We start from the raw sequence: 16845 nt of genomic DNA, 5'->3' as shown, positions 1-16845 counted from the left end.
AGTCTCAGGCGGCGAAGGTCGCTTCCACAACGTGCCCCTGCTCACGGCCCTGCTCCGCCTGCTTCTTGCGGAACGGGAAGGAGAGGGCCTCGCGCAGGCCGGCCAGCGGTCCCTTGGTGTAGGTGCTGTCCGGGAGGGAGAGCTTGAAGACCTGCTGCCACACGCTCCAGAGCTGCTTGTACATCGGCGCCTCGTTGTAGCGGATGCCGTAGCGCTCGCAGATCTCCTTCACCTCGACCGCGATCTCCTTGTAGCGGTACGCCGGGATGTCCGGGAAGAGGTGGTGCTCGATCTGGTAGCTCAGGTTGCCCGAGAGGACGTCGACCAGGTGGCTGCCGGTGAAGTTCGCCGAGCCCAGGATCTGGCGGTAGTACCACTCGGCGTGGCTCTCGTCCTCGGTCTCCTCGATGGAGAACGTCTCCGCACCCTCGGGGAAGTGACCGCACCAGATGACCGAGGAGGCCCAGAGGTTGCGGACCAGGTTGGCCGCGGCGTTGCCCACGAACGTGAACGGCGCACCCGGGCCCGAGAGCAGCGGGAAGAGGACGTAGTCCTTCAGCGCCTGCTTGCCGGCCTTCTCCATGAACCGCTTGCGCGCCGGCGCCATGTCGGCCCAGGTCTGCTCGCCACGGAACCACTTCTCCGACTCGAACTCCTGCAGGGCGGTGCCCCACTGGAAGAAGGTCTGCAGCAGGCCGCAGAAGACCGGGTTGAGCAGCCAGATCGGGTGCCAGGGCTGCTCCTCGGTCATCCGCATGACGCCGTAGCCGGTGGCGTCGTGGTCCTTGCCGACGATGTTCGTGAAGGTGTGGTGCACGTAGTTGTGCGTGTAGAGCCAGCTGTCGGCGTGGATCGTGTTGTCCCAGTCGAAGTTCTTGGCGGTGAACTGCGGGTCGTTCATGAAGTCGTACTGGCCGTGCATCACGTTGTGGCCGATCTCCATGTTGTCGATGATCTTCGACAGGGAGAGGGCGGTGACGCCGGCGAGCATCGCCGGCGGGAACCAGCCGGCCCACAGGAGGGCGCGGCCGGCGACCTCGAGCTTCTTCTGCTTGTTGACGATGTCGCGGATGTACGCCGCGTCCTTCTCGCCGAGGTCGGCGACGATGCGCGCACGCAGCGCGTCGAGCTCCTGGCCGAACGCCTCGATCTGCTCGGGGCTCAGCTTCTTCTTGGTGGGAGTGGCGGTGACAGTCATGGGAACTCCTGAGAAAGTCGGGTCTGAGTGATCAGAGGTCGATGGAGACGTCGCCACACGGAGCCGAGATGCACGGCTTGATGTTGACGTCGTTGTCGGTGTTGATGTCGCCGGTCAGGACGTTGCGCGTGATGCCCGTCAGCTTCGTGCTCACACAGGCGTTGCAGATGCCGATGCGGCAGCCGTAGTCCGGGTTGAGGCCCGCAGCCTCGGCCTGCTCGAGGATCGTCTGGCCGTTGTTGTCGGCCTTGGCGCCCGAGGCGGCGAAGACCAGCTCGCCGGTGGCCTCGTCGGTCGGGACCGTGCGGGTCGGGGCGGCGAACTGCTCCAGGTGGAGCCGGTCGGAGATGCCCTCGGCCTCGAAGACGGCGCGGACGCTGTCCATCAGCGGCATCGGGCCACAGAGGAACGTCTCGGCCTCGGCGTAGTGCTTGTCCGCGGCGACCAGGTGCTCCTTGCTGAAGAAGCCCTGCAGGTCGCCGTTGTCGGCGTTCGTGTAGGCGCGGATGATCCGGACGCCTTCGTACTTCGCCTCGATCTCCGCGAGCTCGTCGCGGTAGATGACGTCGTCCTCGGTGAACGCGTAGTGCAGGAACGTGACCTTGCCGATGTAGGCGCGGTCGGTCAGCGTGCGCAGCATCGACATCACGGGCGTGATGCCGGAGCCACCGCTGATCAGCAGGATGCTGCGCGGGTGGGGCAGCGGGATGTGGAAGTCACCCTGGGCGGGCGAGATCTGGACGAGCATGCCCGGGGTCGCGTTGGCGAGCAGCCACGGCGAGACGAGGCCCTTCGGGTCGACCTTGATGGTCAGCTCGATCCGGCCGTCGCGGCGGAACTGCGAGTTGGCCGGCGAGTAGCAGCGCGTGCGCCGGATGCCGTCGATCTCGACGGAGAGCTTGACGAACTGGCCGGCCTTGAAGCCGGCCCAGCTGGCGTTGGGGCGCAGCGTGAGCGTGACGCTGTCGGCCGTCTTGCGCTCGACGTCGGTGACCTCGGCGCGCGTCTCCGTGCGGGACCAGAGCGGGTCGAGCATCTCGACGTAGCGGTCGACACCGTGCGGAGTCGCGAGGGCGGCGGCAAAGGAGGAGTCCAGGAAGCGGCGGCCCATCCGGGACGAGGTCAGGACCTTCATGCGGGACATGGGGGCTCCTTTCGAAGTTTGGGTGAACACTCGTTTCTTCGGTGAACGGCTGTTCACCGAAACTATGACCAACCGACGCTGTCCGGGTCAACCCGGCCCGAGGTGATGCCGCCCACTTTCAGTGCACGGACGTTCACTGGCGGTAGAATGAGTCCATGACGACGCCAGGGGTCTCGCGCAGCGAGCAGAAGGAGCGCACGCGCCGTGCGATCCTCGACGCGGCCCTCGGCCTCGCGGAGGAGGGCGGGCTCGCGGCCCTCTCCCTGCGCCAGGTCGCGAAGGAGATCGGCATCGTGCCGACCGCCTTCTACCGCCACTTCGCCAGCATCGACGAGCTCGGGCTCACGCTGGTGACGGAGTCCTTCGACGCCCTCCGGGCCCTGCTGCGCGACGCGCGCACCATCCCGGACGACGCGACCGCCACCGAGTGGGACCTCGCCGTCTCGATCGCGGACAAGTCCATCGACGCACTTGTCACGCACGCCGGCCAGAGCGACCGGCACCTGCGCTTCATCGCGCGGGAGCTGCTCGCCGGGCCGCCCGCCGTACGCGAGGCCGTGCGCCACCAGCTCCAGCTCGTCGAGCGCGAGCTGGCCACCGACCTCGCCCACGTCGAGCTCACCCGTGCGTGGTCCTCCGCGGACCTGGCGATCCTCGCCAACCTGCTCGTCAACGCGATGCTGATCCGCGCCGAGGAGCTAAGCAGGTCCGGCAGCGCCGCCGAGACACGCCGCATCGCCGACACCGCCCGCCGCCAGCTGCACATGGTGCTGGTCGGCACTCTCCGATGGGACTCCAGCAAGTGACCACCGACCTCGTGCCCGTGAGCCAGGCCCCCTCCCCGCTCGTCGCGACGATCGCGCGCGCCGCGCGCAACGCGTGGGCGATCTCGCCGTTCGGCGAGGGCATCGAGCAGTACGCCGGCCTGCCGCAACACGTGCTCTCCGACGAGCCGCACCGGCAGCTGCGTCGCTACCTGGGCCCGAAGCCGCACAGCAAGCCGCGCCCGGTGCTGCTCGTCCCGCCCCAGGCCGTCGGCACCAACTGCTACGACCTGCGCCCGGGCCAGAGCCTCGCCGCACACCTCGTCGGGCGCGGCCACGCGACGTACGTCGTGGACTACGGCGAGATGACTTTCGCCGACCGCCGCATGGGGTTCGAGGACTTCATCGACGACATCATCCCCGGCGCCGTGCGCCGCGTCTCGGAGGAGCACGACGGCGCTCCCGTCGACATCGTGGCGTGGTCGCTCGGCGGCACCTGCAGCCTGCTGACCGCCGCCGCGCACCCGACGCTCCCGATCGCCTCGATCACGGCGTTCGGCACGCCGATCGACTACCGGCTGATCCCGGCCGTGCAGCCGCTGCGCTACCTCGACCGCGTGGTGGGCTCCGACGTGATGACGCTCCCGACCGGCCTGATGGGTGGCGTCCCGCGGCACCTCACGCGCGCCATGTTCCGGGCGATGGCCCCGACGCGCGAGCTGAAGAAGCCGCTCTTCCTCGCGCAGAACATCCTCGACACCGAGACGCTCGCGCGCACCACCGCGATCGACAACTTCATCGGGGCGATGCCCGGCTACCCCGCGCGGCTCTACCACCAGATCCACACCCGCCTGATGTGCCGCGACGAGCTGGCCAAGGGCGTCGTGAACCTCTCGCACAACCGCACCGTCCGGCTCGCCGCGATCCGCACCCGGGTGCTCCTCGTCGGCAGCCGCACCGACGCGATCGGCCCCGGCCCCGCGGTCCAGGCCGGCACGCGGTCGGTCCCCGGCGCGCGGTACGCCGCCGCCGACGGCCTCTCCCACCTCGGCCTGATCGCGGGCCCGAAGGCGGCCGAGGTCTCGTGGCCGATCCTCGACGCGTTCCTCGACGAGGCCTGACCCACCCCGCACGAAAGGGGTGGGCCCCTCGCCATCAGTGACGGGGAGCCCACCCCTCCGGGTGGAGCTGGATCAGTGCGCGGCGCCGCCGGCCGTGCTCGCGGCCCGCGCCGGCAGCAGCAGCGCCATCAGCAGGACGACCAGGCCGAACCCCGCGCCGGTCATCAGGGCCCAGTCGAGACCGCCGACGAAGGCGTTCGGCGCGTCCAGCCCGGACACGGCGAGGTGCTTCGCACGGCTCTGCAGGATCGCGATGAGCAGCGCCATGCCGGCCGCGCCCGCTACCTGCTGGAGCGTGGCGAGCAGCGAGCTGCCGTGCGAGTAGAGCTCCTGCGGAAGGGCGCCCAGGCCGAGCGTGAAGACCGGGGTGAAGACGCAGGCCAGGCAGCTCATCAGGGCGACGTGCAGGACCACGATCAGCCAGTACGGCGTGTCCAGGTCGATCACCTCGGCCAGCGCGACCAGGGCCGCGACGAGACCGGCCGCGCCCGGGATGACCAGCGGTCGGGTGCCGAGCCGGTCGAAGACCTTGCCGACGCGGGGGCCCAGCAGGCCCATCGCGAGGCCACCCGGCATGACGAGCAGGCCGGTCTTCAGGGTGCTGAGGTGGCGGTACTCCTGCAGGTACGACGGCAGCAGGACCATGGCGCCGAAGAACGCCATGAACGCCGCGCACATCAGCAGGACCGCGGTGGCGTAGGTGCGGATCCGGAGGGTGCGCAGGTCGAGCAGCGGACCGCCGCGACCCTGGAGGACGATCTGGTACGCGACGAAGGCGCCGACGAGCAGCACGCCGAGGACCGTGAAGCCGACCGGCTTGGCGAGGGAGCCCACACCGAAGTTGCTGAGGCCGTAGACCAGGTTCGCGAAGCCCGAGCCCGCGAGCAGCACGCTGAGCCAGCTGACCGGACCGGCCTTCGGCTCGCCGATGTTCTCGACCAGCCGGCGGCCGACGAGGCCCATGACGACCGCGAGCGGGAGGATCACCGCGAAGATCAGGCGCCACGAGCCGAGCTCGAGGAGCAGCCCGGACGTGGTCGGGCCGAGCGCGGGGGCGACCGAGATCGCCATCATCATGTTGCCCATCACGCGGCCACGGTGGGCCATCGGGATGACCGTCATGACCGTGGTCATCAGCAGCGGCATCATCACCGCGGTGCCGGCGCCCTGGACCGCCCGGGCCACGAGCAGGGCGGCGTACGTCGGCGCGACCATGCCGAGGAACGTGCCGGTGCAGAACGTCGCCATGGCGACGGTGAACGCCGTGCGCGTCGTGACCCGCTGCAGGAACCAGCCGGTCAGCGGGATGACCGACGCCATGGTGAGCATGAAGACGGTGTTGACCCACTGGCTGGTGCGCTGGTCGATGCCGAAGTCGCGCATGAGGCTCGGCAGCGCGTTGATCATCGTGGTCTCGTTGAGGATCACGACGAAGGTGGCTGCGACGAGGAGCTTGACCACCAGCGGGGTCTTGAAGGGTGCGTCGGGCGAGTCGGGTGTCGCGGCGACCGTCGTCTGGATCGGATCAGCCTCGAGGGAAGCAGACATGGTGGGGGGCCTTTCAGGGAGGGCGCGGGGTGGCCTGAAGCCGCCCGTTCACTCTGTCCACGAACGGGGCCCCGGAGATCCGACAGCGTCCGGCAAGTGACGCGTCGGTCAATTCTGGGGCAGCAACCACTGCAGGCGCCAATCAATTCCCTTGGGGCCGGTGCCAGCATGGAGCCCATGGACGTCCTCGGAGCGACCACCCACCTCGACGACCCCCTGGCGCCGTACGTCGCCGTCGACCGCTCGGACCCGCGCGGGCCCTGCTGGGTGCTGGCCAACATGGTCGGCGGCCTCGACGGCTCTGCGGCGATCGGCGGCCGCGTGGCGGCACTCTCGACCGAGCCGGACGCGGCGCTCTTCCTGGCGATGCGCACGGTGGCCGACGTGGTGCTGGTCGGGGCGGAGACGATCCGGCGTGAGGGCTACGGACCGCTGCTGCTGCCGAAGGCGCGGGCCCAGACCCGCCGCGACCAGGGCAAGCCGCCGTTCCCTCGGCTGGCGGTCGTGAGCCGGTCCCTCGACCTCGACTGGGAGGGGCGCGCCTTCACCGATCCTGCCCTGGAGCAGCCGCCCTTCCTCGTGACCTGTGAGGCGGCCGACCCGGAGCGCCTCGCGCGGGCCCGCGACGCCGCGGAGGTGATCGTCGCCGGTGACGAGCGCGTGGACCCGGGCCTTGCCCTGCACGAGCTCGCCGCACGCGGCGCCTCGGTGGTGCTCACCGAGGGCGGTCCGACGCTGCTCGGCGAGCTGGTCGCCGGCGGCCACCTCGACGAGCTGCTGCTGACCCTCTCGCCCCTCATGGGAGGCGACCCGCTGCCCGTCGCGGTCGCTCCCCCGGGCGCCCCGCTGACCGGCTTCACGCTCCGCCACGTGCAGCAGGAGGGCAACACGCTCTTCCTCCGCTACGAACGCGGCGAGGTGCCCCCGCATGAGCAGTGACGCCTTCGACGCCCTCGCCGCCGCGACCGACCCGGCGATGATCGTCCTCACGACCGCCGACGGCGACGAGCGCGGAGGCTGTCTGGTCGGCTTCCACAGCCAGTCGAGCATCGACCCGCCCCGCTACTCGGTGTGGCTCTCCAAGGCCAACCACACCTATCGGCTCGCGCTCCACTCCACCCACCTCGCGGTGCACTTCCTCGGCGCGGAGCAGCACGACCTCGCCGAGCGCTTCGGCACCCTCAGCGGCGACGACACCGACAAGCTGGCCGGGCTGGCGACGGAGGCCGGACCACACGGCGTACCGCTGCTCGCCGACGTGCCCGCCCGCCTCGTCGTACGCCGGGTGGCGCTGCTCGACGAAGGCGGCGACCACGTGTGCCTCACCACCGAGCCGGTGCGCGTCGACGGCCGGCCGCCGGCGGCCCCGCTGCGCCTCTCGGCGTGCCGTGACCTCGACCCCGGCCACGGCAACGAGGAGCGGCACAGCCCACCGACGGAGCGTGCGGCGGACTGATCGTGCCGGGCAGCGTCAGCGCGGACCGGGACGGACGCTGACCTCGGGCATCGCCGCGTCGCGCGGCAGGTCGAGCACGTGGAGGATCGTCGCGGCCACGGTCTCCGGCTGGATCCACCGCTCCGCGTCGTACGCCGCGTCCTCCTGCTCGTGGACCTTCTCCTGCATCGGCGTCGCCGTGCGGCCCGGGAAGACGCTGGTCACGCGGACGCCGTGGGGCGCCTCCTCGCCGCGCAGCGCGTCGGCGAAGCCGCGCAGCCCGAACTTGGACGCCGCGTAGGCACCCCACGTGGGGTGCGCGTTGAGGCCGGCGCCGCTGTTGACGAAGACGACCGTCCCGCGGGCGGCGCGCAGCGCGGGGAGGCAGAGGCTGGTGAGCACCATCGGCGCGACGAGGTTGACGTCGACCTGCGACCGGACCTCGTCGAAGGTCAGGTCGTGCGCCGCTGCGAGGTCGACGACGCCCGCGACGTGCAGCACCGAGTCGAGGTGCGGCGGCAGGTTCGCGCCGGCCAGCGCGTGCTCGAGGTGCGCCGGGTCGGCGAGGTCGGCGACGACGACGCGGGCCCCGTCGTACCGCTGCTGGAGCTCGTGCGCACGCTCGACGGAGCGGGCGAGGAGCACGAGCTCGTCGCCGCGGGCGTGCAGCGCGTCGGCGACGCACGCGCCGATGCCGGAGCCCGCGCCGGTGACCAGGTGGACGCGCGTCATCGGGTGAGGATGATCTTGCCGAAGACGTCGCCGGCGTGGAGCGCGGCGAACGCGTCGCGCGCCTGCTCCATCGGCACGGTGTGGTCGATGAGCGGCTTGTGACCGGTCGCGTCGAGCATCTGCACGAGCGAGGCGAGCTCCGCACGCGTGCCCATCGTCGAGCCGATCACCTGCAGCTGCAGGAAGAAGATGTGCGGCAGCATCGCGTTGTCGAGGTTCGGACCCGAGGTGTTGCCCGAGGTCACGAGCTTGCCGCCGGGACGCAGCGAGCGGATCGAGTGCTCCCAGGTCGCCCGGCCGATCGTCTCCATGACCGCGTCGACCTTGACCGGCAGCCGCTCGTTGGAGTCGAAGACCTCGTGGGCGCCGATCTCGAGCGCCTTCTTCCGCTTCACCTCGTCGCGCGACGTCGCGTAGACGCGCAGGCCACCGGCCCGCGCAAGCACGATGCAGGCGGTCGCGACGCCGCCGCCGGCGCCCTGCACGAGGACCGAGTCGCCGGCCTTCAGGCCGCCCTGCGTGAAGAGCATCCGGTACGCCGTGAGCCACGCCGTCGGCAGGCACGCGGCCTCCTCGAAGCTCATGCTGCGCGGCTTCGGGACGACGTTGCGGCGGGGCACCACGACCTTGTCGGCGAACGTGCCCTGGTGCAGCTCGGACAGCAGCGACCGCTTCGGGTCGAGCGTCTCGTCCCCGACCCAGTCGGGCGAGCTGATCACCGCGTGGACGACGACCTCGTTGCCGTCCTCGTCGAGGCCGGCGGCGTCACAGCCCAGGATCATCGGCAGCCGGTCGGCCTTGAGCCCGACGCCCTTGAGCGACCACAGGTCGTGGTGGTTGAGGGACGCGGCCTTGACGGTGACCGTCGTCCACCCATCCGGGGCGATCGGGTCGGGGCGCTCCCCCACCACCAGCCCGTCAAGCGGGGACTCGGCGTTGAACGACTCGGCGTAGACGGCGAACATGCCGCCAAACCTACCGAGTCAGGTCAGGCGCGGGCGACGCCGTCCCGACGCGCGGCCTCGGCCACGGCAGCGGAGACGGCGGGGCCGACGCGCGGGTCGAACGGCCCCGGGATGACCATGTCCTCGGCGAGCGCGTCACCGACGAGCTCGGCCAGGGCGTCGGCGGCCGCGAGCTTCATGCCCTCGGTGATCGCCGTGGCACGGACGTCGAACGCGCCCCGGAAGATGCCGGGGAACGCCAGCACGTTGTTGATCTGGTTGGGGAAGTCCGAACGGCCGGTGGCGACGACGCGGGCGTACTTGTGCGCCACGTCGGGGTGGACCTCGGGGGTCGGGTTGGCCATCGCGAAGATGATCGCGTCGGGGGCCATCGTCGCGACGACCTCCTCCGGGACGGTGCCGCCGGAGACGCCGAGGTAGACGTCGGCGCCCTTCATCGCGTCGGCGAGCGAGCCGGTGCGGCTGTTGCGGTCGGCGGTGATCTCGGCGAGCTGGCGCTTGACCGGGGTCAGGTCGGAGCGGTCGGAGCTGACGATGCCGCGGCGGTCGATGACCGCGATGTCGGTGATGCCGGCGCCGATCAGGATCTTGGCGATCGCGACACCGGCGGCGCCCGCGCCGGAGATGACCACGCGGGTCTCGCCGGGCTCGCGGCCGGTCAGCTTGAGGGCGTTCTTGAGCGCAGCCAGGGCGACGACGGCGGTGCCGTGCTGGTCGTCGTGGAAGATCGGGATGTCGAGGCGCTCCTTGAGGCGGTCCTCGATCTCGAAGCAGCGCGGCGCCGAGATGTCCTCGAGGTTGATCCCACCGAAGCTCGGAGCGAGGCGCACGACCGTCTCGATGATCTCCTCGGTGTCGGTGGTGTCCAGGCAGATCGGGATGGCGTCGACGCCGCCGAACTGCTTGAAGAGGATCGCCTTGCCCTCCATCACCGGCATCGCGGCGGCGGGGCCGATGTCACCGAGGCCGAGCACCGCGGTGCCGTCGGTGACGACCGCGACGGTGTTGGGCACCCACGTGTAGTGCTGGGTGAGCTCGGGGTTCTCGGCGATCGCGGTGCAGACGCGGGCGACACCCGGGGTGTAGGCCAGCGAGAGCTCGTCGGCGCCGGCCAGCTCGACCGACGACTCGATCGCCATCTTGCCGCCTACGTGGAGGTCGAACACCGGGTCGCCGGCAAACGGGTGGCCACCCGACTGGACTGCGGGCTCGAGCTCAGACATCTTCGGCATGACTTTCGGGGCGTTCGGCAGATTCGGGAGCGCCGCTCGACGCGAATGGTGTGTCGCGGAGCAGCCGGAAAGGGGGTTCACCCTCGCCCGCCATCCTTTCACAAGGGCGCGCGCTCCGACACGGGCGGAGCGGGAATGTGATGCAACCGGCATCCACGCCTCACCAGTCGGGCGACGGCCAGGACGTCCTCCGCGGGGACCACTCCGCGGTGGCGCGAGTCGACGCCCTCGGCCGCGTTGTCGCTGAGCAGCCACCAGCCCGGCGCGCCCGTCCTCGTCGTACGCCGCTCGGTCGCGCGCTTCACCGCGAGGGTGCCGTCGACGAACCGGGCCAGGACGACGTCGCCCGGGCGTGGCTCGCGGCCCCAGCGGACCAGCAGCCGGTCCCCTTCGTGCAGGCCCGGCTCCATGGACCGTCCGCGCACGACGGCCCAGCCCCACCGACGTCCTCGCATGGGGAGTAGTGTCGCAGTCGCACAGAGACGTCACCCACGAAGGAGCTGTCGAGCATGCTGTTCGCCCCCACCGTTGAGGCCCAGGCCCACTGCGACCTCCCCTGCGGTGTCTACGACCCCGCCCAGGCCCGCATCGAGGCCGAGTCGATCAAGGCGCTGATCGCCAAGGTCAACGACTCCGACGACCCCGACTTCCGCACCCGCGCCGTCCTGATCAAGGAGCAGCGCTCCGAGCTGGTCAAGCACCACCTGTGGGTGCTGTGGACCGACTACTTCAAGGCCCCGCACTTCGAGAAGTACCCGCAGCTGCACACCCTCTTCAACGAGGCCACCAAGCTCGCGGGTGCCGGCGGCACGAAGGGCACGCTCGACGCGGGCGTGGCCGACGAGCTGCTCGCCAAGATCGACGAGATCGCGGGCATCTTCTGGGAGACCAAGAAGGCCTGACGCCTCACCGACAGGGTCCGGTCCGCTTCGGCGGTCCGGACCCTGTTGCATTTCGTCGCCGGCTCATCCCGCCACCCGCGGGGCCTGTGGATGACTGGTGGCACCCGTCGGGCCGCGAGGGTCTGATGGAGCCATGGACACCGACTCGCTCGTCCTCGCCCACCTCGACCTCGTCGACCGCTGCGCCCGCCGGTTCCGCGGCTGGGGCGAGCCGCACGACGACCTCGTCCAGGCGGGGCGGCTCGGGCTGCTCCACGCCGCCCGGAGGTACGACGCGGCGCGCGGCGTGCCCTTCGCGGCGTACGCGGTGCCGATGGTGCTGGGCGAGATCCGCCACCACCTGCGCGACCGCAGCGGCGTGCTCCGCCGGCCCCGGGGTGCTCCGCGGCCGGCCGTCGAGCAGCTCGAGGAGGGCTGGACGGTCGACCCGGCGCCGCCCGCGGCGTACGAGCAGGTCGAGCTTCGGCTGGTCCTGCTCCCTGCTCTCGCGCTGCTTCCCGACCAGGAGCGCACGGTGCTGCTCCTGCGCTTCCTCGACGGACTCACGCAGGATGCGGTCGCCGACCGCCTCGGCGTGAGCCAGGCGCACATCTCGCGGCTGCAGGCGCGCGCACTCGCCCGGCTTCGCCGACGGCTGGGCAGATCGCCGGACGAGCCACCGCGTGCCGAGGTGGGACCGAGCGCGCGCTCAGCCGCCTGATCAGCTGTCGGAGGCGGCGAGGTGCTCGATCGACCTCGGGTGGAACACGCCGATGAGGACGACGACCGCGATGGCCGCGATGGTCCAGGCGGTGGCCGCCTCCCACTGCGCCGGGTCGCCCTTGACGAAGCTCCACGCGACACCGAGCTGCACGAGCTGCGCCATCACGATCGGGCTGCGCGCCCACGACCGGCTGCGGAGCAGCGACAGGCCGCACCAGGCGAGCATCAGCCCCCAGAGGACGAAGAAGGCGATGGTGGTCCAGTTCATCGCGGAGCGCTCGCTGGAGAAGGCGATCGCCTGCACGACGGCGAGCACGCCGAAGCAGAGCGCCTCGACGAGGGTGGCCACCGACGCGACGACGAGAGGGCGCGGAGCAGTGGTCTCAGTGGGGTTCAGCACGTGCCTCAATCTACTTGTGACCAAAGTGACGGCCCACAGGGGTTGTCGTTCTTGCGTAGGATTGACAACCTTGCGTGTGCGTTCGTGAAAAGATTCGCGAGGCCACCTCATCTTTCCCCGCGTCCCGCGCCTCCACCGAGGCCGACGCGCTTCACCCCAGCAACCAAAGGGAGTACACCCAGCCGTGGATTGGCGTCACGAATCAGCCTGCCTCGACGAGGACCCGGAGCTGTTCTTCCCGATCGGCAACACGGGCCCGGCGATCCTCCAGATCGAGGAGGCCAAGCAGGTGTGCCGTCGCTGCGAAGTCCGCGAGCAGTGCCTCGCCTGGGCCCTCGAGGCCGGCCAGGACCACGGTGTCTGGGGCGGCCTCAGCGAGGACGAGCGTCGCGCACTCAAGCGCCGCAACGCGCGGGCCCGGGTCCGCACCGCCTGATCGCTCCCCCGGGGCTCAGCCCCGCTGCACGACCGGCACGTCGATCTCGACGCGAGTGCCGGTCGTTGTCATGTGCGCGGCGCCCAGCGTGAGCTGACCGTCGAGCTCGGACTCCACCAGGGTGCGGACGATCGAGAGCCCGAGGCTCGTCGACTGGTCCGGGTCGAAGTCCTCGGGCAGGCCGACGCCGTCGTCCTCGATCACCACGTGCAGCCGGCCGACGGCCCGGCGCGCCTCGATCAGGATCCGGCCCACGCGGTCGGAGTCGCTGACGTCGAGCTGGCGGTAGCCGTGCTCGACGGCGTTCTGCAGGACCTCGGTCAGCACCATGGCCATCGGCGTGGCGGTGTCGGAGTTGAGCACGCCGAACGTCCCCTCCCGGCGTACGGCGACGGCGTGGCCGATGCCCCCGACGTCGGCCACCATCCGGCCGAGCCGGTCGGCGATCTCGTCGAACGCGACGTGCTCCTCGTCGGTGTTGCTCAGCGTCTCGTGGACGAGCGCGATGGAGCCGACGCGGCGTACGGCCTCCTCGAGGGCGAGCCGGGCGTCCTCGTTGTTCATCCGCCGGGCCTGGAGGCGCAGCAGGGCAGCCACGGTCTGGAGGTTGTTCTTCACCCGGTGGTGGATCTCGCGGATCGTGGCGTCCTTGGTGACCAGCTCACGGTCGCGGCGGCGCAGGTCGGAGACGTCGCGGACCAGGATCACTCCCCCGACCGGCTCGCCCTCAGGCGCGAGGGGCAGGGAGCGCAGGATCAGCGCGACGCCGTCGGAGGCGACCTCGGTGTCGCGTGCGACCCGACCGCCCAGCACGGCGCTCAGGGTCTCCTCGTCAGGCCGGTCGCGGGGCGGCACGAGGCTGCGCGTCAGCTCCGCGAGCTCCTGGCCGACGAGGTCACCGGCGTGGCCGAGGTGCCGGTAGACCGACAGCGCGTTGGGCGAGGCGTAGCTGACCCGTCCACCGGCGTCGAGGCGCATGAAGCCGTCGCCCACGCGCGGGGTGTCGGCGTGGTCGCTGCGCGGCCCGGGCACCGGGAACGCCCCGCGCGCGATCATCCGGGTCAGGTCGCTCGCGGTCTGCGTGTAGGTGAGCTCCAGCTGGCTCGGCGTCCGCACGCCGAGCAGGTTGGTCGTGCGGGCGACGACGGCGAAGACCCGGCCGCCCCGGCGTACGGGGATCGCCTCCTGGCGCACGGGTACGTCGTAGACCCACGCCGGGTCACCCTCGCGCGCCAGCCGCCCGGTCTCGTACGCCGTGTCGAGCAGGTTGCGCCGCCCCTTCGGCAGGAACGTGCCGGCGACGTCGTCGAGAAGCGCCGTCGGTCCGGTGGTCGGGCGCTGCTGCGCGCCGGCCCAGAATCCGCGGCCCTCACGGTCCGGGAGCCAGAGCACGAGGTCGGCGAACGAGAGGTCCGCGACGATCTGCCAGTCGGCGAGGAGGAGGTGCAGCCAGGCCAGCTCTTCGGTGTCGAGATCCGTGTGTGCACGGGCGATCTCGTCCAGGGTCGGCATGCGCCCGAGAGTACGGGAAGCCAATTCGCATGGTGTCGGTACGGGCTGGCACCATGTGCCCCATGCCGCTGCCGACAGATCGCCCGCTGGACGACCTGACCGCCGACCTGACGCGGCTGCTGGGCAGCACCGACCCGCGCCAGCGCACGCAGGAGGCCTACCGGCGCCTCTCCGGATGGATCCGCGAGGGGGCGTACGACGACGTCCTGGTGGGTCTCGGCGACGGCATGGTGACCGGTGTCGAGGTGGGCCTGGGCCAGTCCGACACCGACACGGTCTTCCGCCGGAGCTGGTCGGTGAAGGTCCTCGCGGACTGCATCGCGCGCGACAACCAGGTCCACGTCCTCTCCCCGCGCCAGCTCCTGGTCTGGGGCGACCGGATCGCCACGTGGTTCGTCCGCGAGCGCGACCTCCGGGGCAACGTGCCCGGCAAGGGGCCCGCGCTCGCGCTCGCCCACGGTGCCGACGCGGTGGCCGAGCTCGGCCGCTCCCCCCACTTCGGCGTCGCCGAGCTGACGGTGCTGCTCGACGTCCTCGCCGACCGCCTGCTGCTCCCGACCGGCTGCCGCCTGGTGTCCGGCGAGCCCGACCGCCTGGCGCAGGCCACGGTCGCGATCCTCGCCCGCGACCTGGTGCCGCTGAGCATCCTCGAGCCGTGGATCGCGCGCCTGGCCAACGGTGCCGTCGCCGTCGACCCCGAGGGCGCAGTCGCGTGCCGGGCCTTCAACACCCAGGCGTTCCTGCGGGCGCTCTACCTGCAGGTCGCCCACGGGCCGGCGCGCCCCGGCGTACGGTCGGACCTGCTGCTGGTCATCGTCGAGGCGCTGCGCGAGACGACGCCGGAGCTGCGTCCGCACCTCCGCGCCGTGCGCTGACCCCCTGCGCTGACCCGAAAAAGCGACGAACCCCCGGGGCCAATGGCTCGGGGGTTCGGTGCGCTTGGCGCTGAGTCGGTGACTCAGGCGTTGGGGCGCTTGCCGTGGTTTGCGCCCTTCTTCTTGCGAGCGCGGCGCTTGCGGCCAGTCTTGCCCATGGGATCCTCCTCGATCGCGGAACGGCTCATCTTCCCAGACGAGTGCGCCCGGGTCGAATCGGGGGTCAGTCGGTCGAGGTGATCCGGACCTGGACCTCGCGCAGCTGCACGAGGACCTTCGCCCGCAGGGCCTCCGGCGCCGACTCGTGGCACGAGCGGGCGACGACCTGCTTCACCGTGCGCTCCAGGTCGTACTTCTTCAGACAGGGACCACACTCGTCGAGGTGGTGGCGGACCGCGCTGCAGTCGGCCTCGTCGAGCTCGTTGTCGAGGAAGAACACGATGCGCTCGAGGTAGTCGGCACAGTCCTCCCCACGCTTGTGCTCGTGGCCCTCCTGCGGGTCAGGTGCGCTCACGAGACGACCTCCTCACGGGTCATGCCGAACATGTCGTTCTCGCGGACGTAGTCCTCCAGCAGCGTGCGCAGCTGGCGGCGACCACGGTGGAGGCGCGACATCACGGTGCCGATGGGGGTGTCCATGATCTCGGCGATCTCCTTGTACGGGAAGCCCTCGACGTCGGCGAGGTAGACCGCGAGGCGGAACTCCTCGGGCAGTCGCTGCAGGGCGTCCTTCACCTGCGAGTCGGGAAGGTGCTCGAGCGCCTCGTGCTCCGCCGACTTCAGGCCGGAGGAGGTGTGCGACTCGGCGCGCGCGAGCTGCCAGTCCTCGACGTCCTCGGACATCGACTGCTTCGGCTCGCGCTGCTTCTTGCGGTAGCTGTTGATGAACGTGTTGGTGAGGATGCGGTACAGCCACGCCTTGAGGTTGGTGCCCGGCTTGAACTGGTGGAAGGCGGCGAACGCCTTCGCGAAGGTCTCCTGGACCAGGTCCTCGGCGTCAGCGGGGTTGCGCGTCATGCGCAGCGCCGCCGAGTAGAGCTGGTCGAGGAAGGGCAGGGCATCGCGCTCGAAGCGCAGCGAGCGCTCGGCGTCGGTCTCGTTCTCAGGCACCACGTCAGTCATCGCCTCCCAGAATAGGTCAGCGCTCGCAGGCTGGATCGAGCGGTCGAGTACGGCGTTCACGTCGATGCTCAACCGTGACCTCGTCCGATTTCTTCCGCGGGCTGCGGTCAGGTGCGCGCGATCTCCCTCACGATCCACTCGAGCGTGGCCTCGACGACCACGGACAGCGCGTCCTCCTGCGACAGCGGCGCCGACTTCGGCACCTTGAAGGAGTGGTCGGCGGCCGGGACGACGGCCATCTCCGTGCCGTCGGGGAACTCCTCGGGCCGGCCGAACGGATCACGCTCGCCCTGGATCACCAGCGTGGGCACACGGGAGCCGAGCAGCTCGTCGACCCGCGACTTCTCCGGCTTGCCGGGCGGGTGGAGCGGGAACGAGAGCGCCAGGCAGCCCGCCGCGCCCAGGTCGCGGGCGCAGCGTGCCGCCGATCGGGCGCCGGCGGACCGGCCACCGACGACCAGCGGGGTGCGCGGACGGATCTGGTCGGCGACGGAGCGGAGCGCAACGTCGAGCGAGGCCGGGGAGCCGGCGATCCTGCGCCCGGCCACGCGCCAGGGCTGCTCGAGGAGAAGGACGCTGATGCCCTGCCCCGGGAGCCGGTGCGCCAGCGCGTCGAGGTCCGGGGCGTCGATGCCGCCCCCGGCCCCGTGGCTCAGCAGCAGGCTCGCGATCGGCCGCTTGGACCGGTGGGCGACCAGCCGGGCCGGGCCCTGGGGCGTCTCGAACGTCCGGCTCTCCGTCACCCGCCCATCATGCC

General features: G+C 71.0%; 20 protein-coding genes and 1 pseudogene. 8 read left to right on the top strand and 13 right to left on the bottom strand.

Features of this window, described 5'->3' with window-relative positions; all coding sequences use genetic code 11:
* Positions 1-4 precede the first annotated feature (4 nt).
* Both IEX47_RS03200 and IEX47_RS03195 read right to left on the bottom strand, forming a co-directional pair.
* On the bottom strand, positions 5-1198 hold the full coding sequence (locus IEX47_RS03200) for a fatty acid desaturase family protein (RefSeq protein WP_188782514.1): 1194 nt from the start codon (positions 1196-1198) through the stop codon (positions 5-7).
* A 31-nt stretch (positions 1199-1229) separates the two neighbouring features.
* Positions 1230-2342 carry a ferredoxin reductase gene (locus IEX47_RS03195; protein WP_229662574.1) on the bottom strand — a complete coding sequence of 371 codons (1113 nt, stop codon included), beginning with the start codon at positions 2340-2342 and terminating at the stop codon, positions 1230-1232.
* Positions 2343-2497: 155 nt separating this feature from the next.
* On the opposite strand from IEX47_RS03195, the gene IEX47_RS03190 reads away from it, so the two are divergent.
* Both IEX47_RS03190 and IEX47_RS03185 read left to right on the top strand, forming a co-directional pair.
* Positions 2498-3148: a TetR/AcrR family transcriptional regulator gene (locus IEX47_RS03190; protein WP_188782513.1), complete on the top strand. Its 651-nt coding sequence runs from the start codon at positions 2498-2500 to the stop codon at positions 3146-3148.
* Positions 3145-4227, top strand: coding sequence for a polyhydroxyalkanoate synthase family protein (locus IEX47_RS03185; protein ID WP_229662573.1), 1083 nt, complete (start codon positions 3145-3147; stop codon positions 4225-4227). The genes IEX47_RS03190 and IEX47_RS03185 overlap by 4 nt, the downstream gene beginning before the upstream one ends.
* 72 nt (positions 4228-4299) lie before the next feature.
* Here the strand turns inward: IEX47_RS03185 and IEX47_RS03180 are convergent, their stop codons facing one another.
* A complete protein-coding gene (locus tag IEX47_RS03180; RefSeq protein ID WP_188782512.1) occupies positions 4300-5775 on the bottom strand; it encodes a DHA2 family efflux MFS transporter permease subunit in 1476 nt (491 codons plus the stop codon).
* Between the two features lie 177 nt (positions 5776-5952).
* On the opposite strand from IEX47_RS03180, the gene IEX47_RS03175 reads away from it, so the two are divergent.
* Both IEX47_RS03175 and IEX47_RS03170 read left to right on the top strand, forming a co-directional pair.
* Positions 5953-6714 (top strand): dihydrofolate reductase family protein, encoded by a 762-nt coding sequence (locus tag IEX47_RS03175; protein WP_188782511.1) that lies wholly within the window; start codon positions 5953-5955, stop codon positions 6712-6714.
* Entirely contained in the window at positions 6704-7231 is a 528-nt protein-coding gene (locus IEX47_RS03170) for a flavin reductase family protein (protein WP_188782510.1), read from the top strand. The genes IEX47_RS03175 and IEX47_RS03170 overlap by 11 nt, the downstream gene beginning before the upstream one ends.
* Before the next feature lie 15 nt (positions 7232-7246).
* Here IEX47_RS03170 and IEX47_RS03165 read toward each other — a convergent pair whose 3' ends face one another.
* The 4 genes and pseudogenes from IEX47_RS03165 to IEX47_RS03150 all read right to left on the bottom strand — a co-directional run.
* The gene (locus IEX47_RS03165) at positions 7247-7942 is read right to left on the bottom strand and encodes an SDR family oxidoreductase (protein WP_188782509.1); all 696 of its coding nucleotides are present in this window, start codon (positions 7940-7942) and stop codon (positions 7247-7249) included.
* Positions 7939-8907: a zinc-binding dehydrogenase gene (locus IEX47_RS03160; protein ID WP_188782508.1), complete on the bottom strand. Its 969-nt coding sequence runs from the start codon at positions 8905-8907 to the stop codon at positions 7939-7941. Before IEX47_RS03160 ends, IEX47_RS03165 begins: the two co-directional genes overlap by 4 nt.
* A 23-nt stretch (positions 8908-8930) precedes the next feature.
* A complete protein-coding gene (locus IEX47_RS03155; protein WP_188782507.1) occupies positions 8931-10130 on the bottom strand; it encodes an NAD(P)-dependent malic enzyme in 1200 nt (399 codons plus the stop codon).
* 107 nt (positions 10131-10237) lie between these two features.
* Positions 10238-10597: pseudogene (locus IEX47_RS03150) on the bottom strand (S24/S26 family peptidase); the annotation flags it as partial.
* Positions 10598-10648: 51 nt separating this feature from the next.
* On the opposite strand from IEX47_RS03150, the gene sodN reads away from it, so the two are divergent.
* Positions 10649-11041, top strand: a complete 393-nt coding sequence (sodN, locus tag IEX47_RS03145; protein ID WP_188782505.1) for a superoxide dismutase, Ni — start codon at positions 10649-10651, stop codon at positions 11039-11041.
* 133 nt (positions 11042-11174) lie between these two features.
* Positions 11175-11741: a sigma-70 family RNA polymerase sigma factor gene (locus tag IEX47_RS03140; protein ID WP_188782504.1), complete on the top strand. Its 567-nt coding sequence runs from the start codon at positions 11175-11177 to the stop codon at positions 11739-11741.
* Here the strand turns inward: IEX47_RS03140 and IEX47_RS03135 are convergent, their stop codons facing one another.
* Positions 11742-12143 carry a hypothetical protein gene (locus IEX47_RS03135; protein ID WP_188782503.1) on the bottom strand — a complete coding sequence of 134 codons (402 nt, stop codon included), beginning with the start codon at positions 12141-12143 and terminating at the stop codon, positions 11742-11744.
* Positions 12144-12327: 184 nt separating this feature from the next.
* On the opposite strand from IEX47_RS03135, the gene IEX47_RS03130 reads away from it, so the two are divergent.
* Positions 12328-12579, top strand: coding sequence for a WhiB family transcriptional regulator (locus tag IEX47_RS03130; RefSeq protein WP_188782502.1), 252 nt, complete (start codon positions 12328-12330; stop codon positions 12577-12579).
* Between the two features lie 15 nt (positions 12580-12594).
* Here the strand turns inward: IEX47_RS03130 and IEX47_RS03125 are convergent, their stop codons facing one another.
* Positions 12595-14091: a sensor histidine kinase gene (locus tag IEX47_RS03125; protein ID WP_188782501.1), complete on the bottom strand. Its 1497-nt coding sequence runs from the start codon at positions 14089-14091 to the stop codon at positions 12595-12597.
* A gap of 62 nt (positions 14092-14153) precedes the next feature.
* On the opposite strand from IEX47_RS03125, the gene IEX47_RS03120 reads away from it, so the two are divergent.
* Positions 14154-14966, top strand: a complete 813-nt coding sequence (locus IEX47_RS03120) for a DUF2785 domain-containing protein (protein ID WP_229662572.1) — start codon at positions 14154-14156, stop codon at positions 14964-14966.
* Positions 14967-15049: 83 nt separating this feature from the next.
* On the opposite strand, the gene IEX47_RS18180 is transcribed toward IEX47_RS03120, so the two are convergent.
* The 4 genes from IEX47_RS18180 to IEX47_RS03105 all read right to left on the bottom strand — a co-directional run bounded on the left by IEX47_RS18180 (position 15050) and on the right by IEX47_RS03105 (position 16831).
* Positions 15050-15124, bottom strand: a complete 75-nt coding sequence (locus IEX47_RS18180) for a 50S ribosomal protein bL37 (protein ID WP_369759046.1) — start codon at positions 15122-15124, stop codon at positions 15050-15052.
* 65 nt (positions 15125-15189) lie between these two features.
* Positions 15190-15480: a mycothiol system anti-sigma-R factor gene (rsrA, locus tag IEX47_RS03115; RefSeq protein WP_188782499.1), complete on the bottom strand. Its 291-nt coding sequence runs from the start codon at positions 15478-15480 to the stop codon at positions 15190-15192.
* On the bottom strand, positions 15477-16088 hold the full coding sequence (locus tag IEX47_RS03110) for a sigma-70 family RNA polymerase sigma factor (protein WP_107699102.1): 612 nt from the start codon (positions 16086-16088) through the stop codon (positions 15477-15479). Before IEX47_RS03110 ends, rsrA begins: the two co-directional genes overlap by 4 nt.
* Before the next feature lie 107 nt (positions 16089-16195).
* Entirely contained in the window at positions 16196-16831 is a 636-nt protein-coding gene (locus tag IEX47_RS03105; protein ID WP_188782498.1) for an alpha/beta hydrolase family protein, read from the bottom strand.
* Positions 16832-16845: the final 14 nt, after the last annotated feature.

Origin of the sequence: Nocardioides phosphati, from assembly GCF_014646375.1 — a bacterium.
GTDB classification, from domain to species: Bacteria; Actinomycetota; Actinomycetes; order Propionibacteriales; family Nocardioidaceae; genus Nocardioides; species Nocardioides phosphati.
This window is presented reverse-complemented; position numbering and strand designations above follow the sequence as displayed.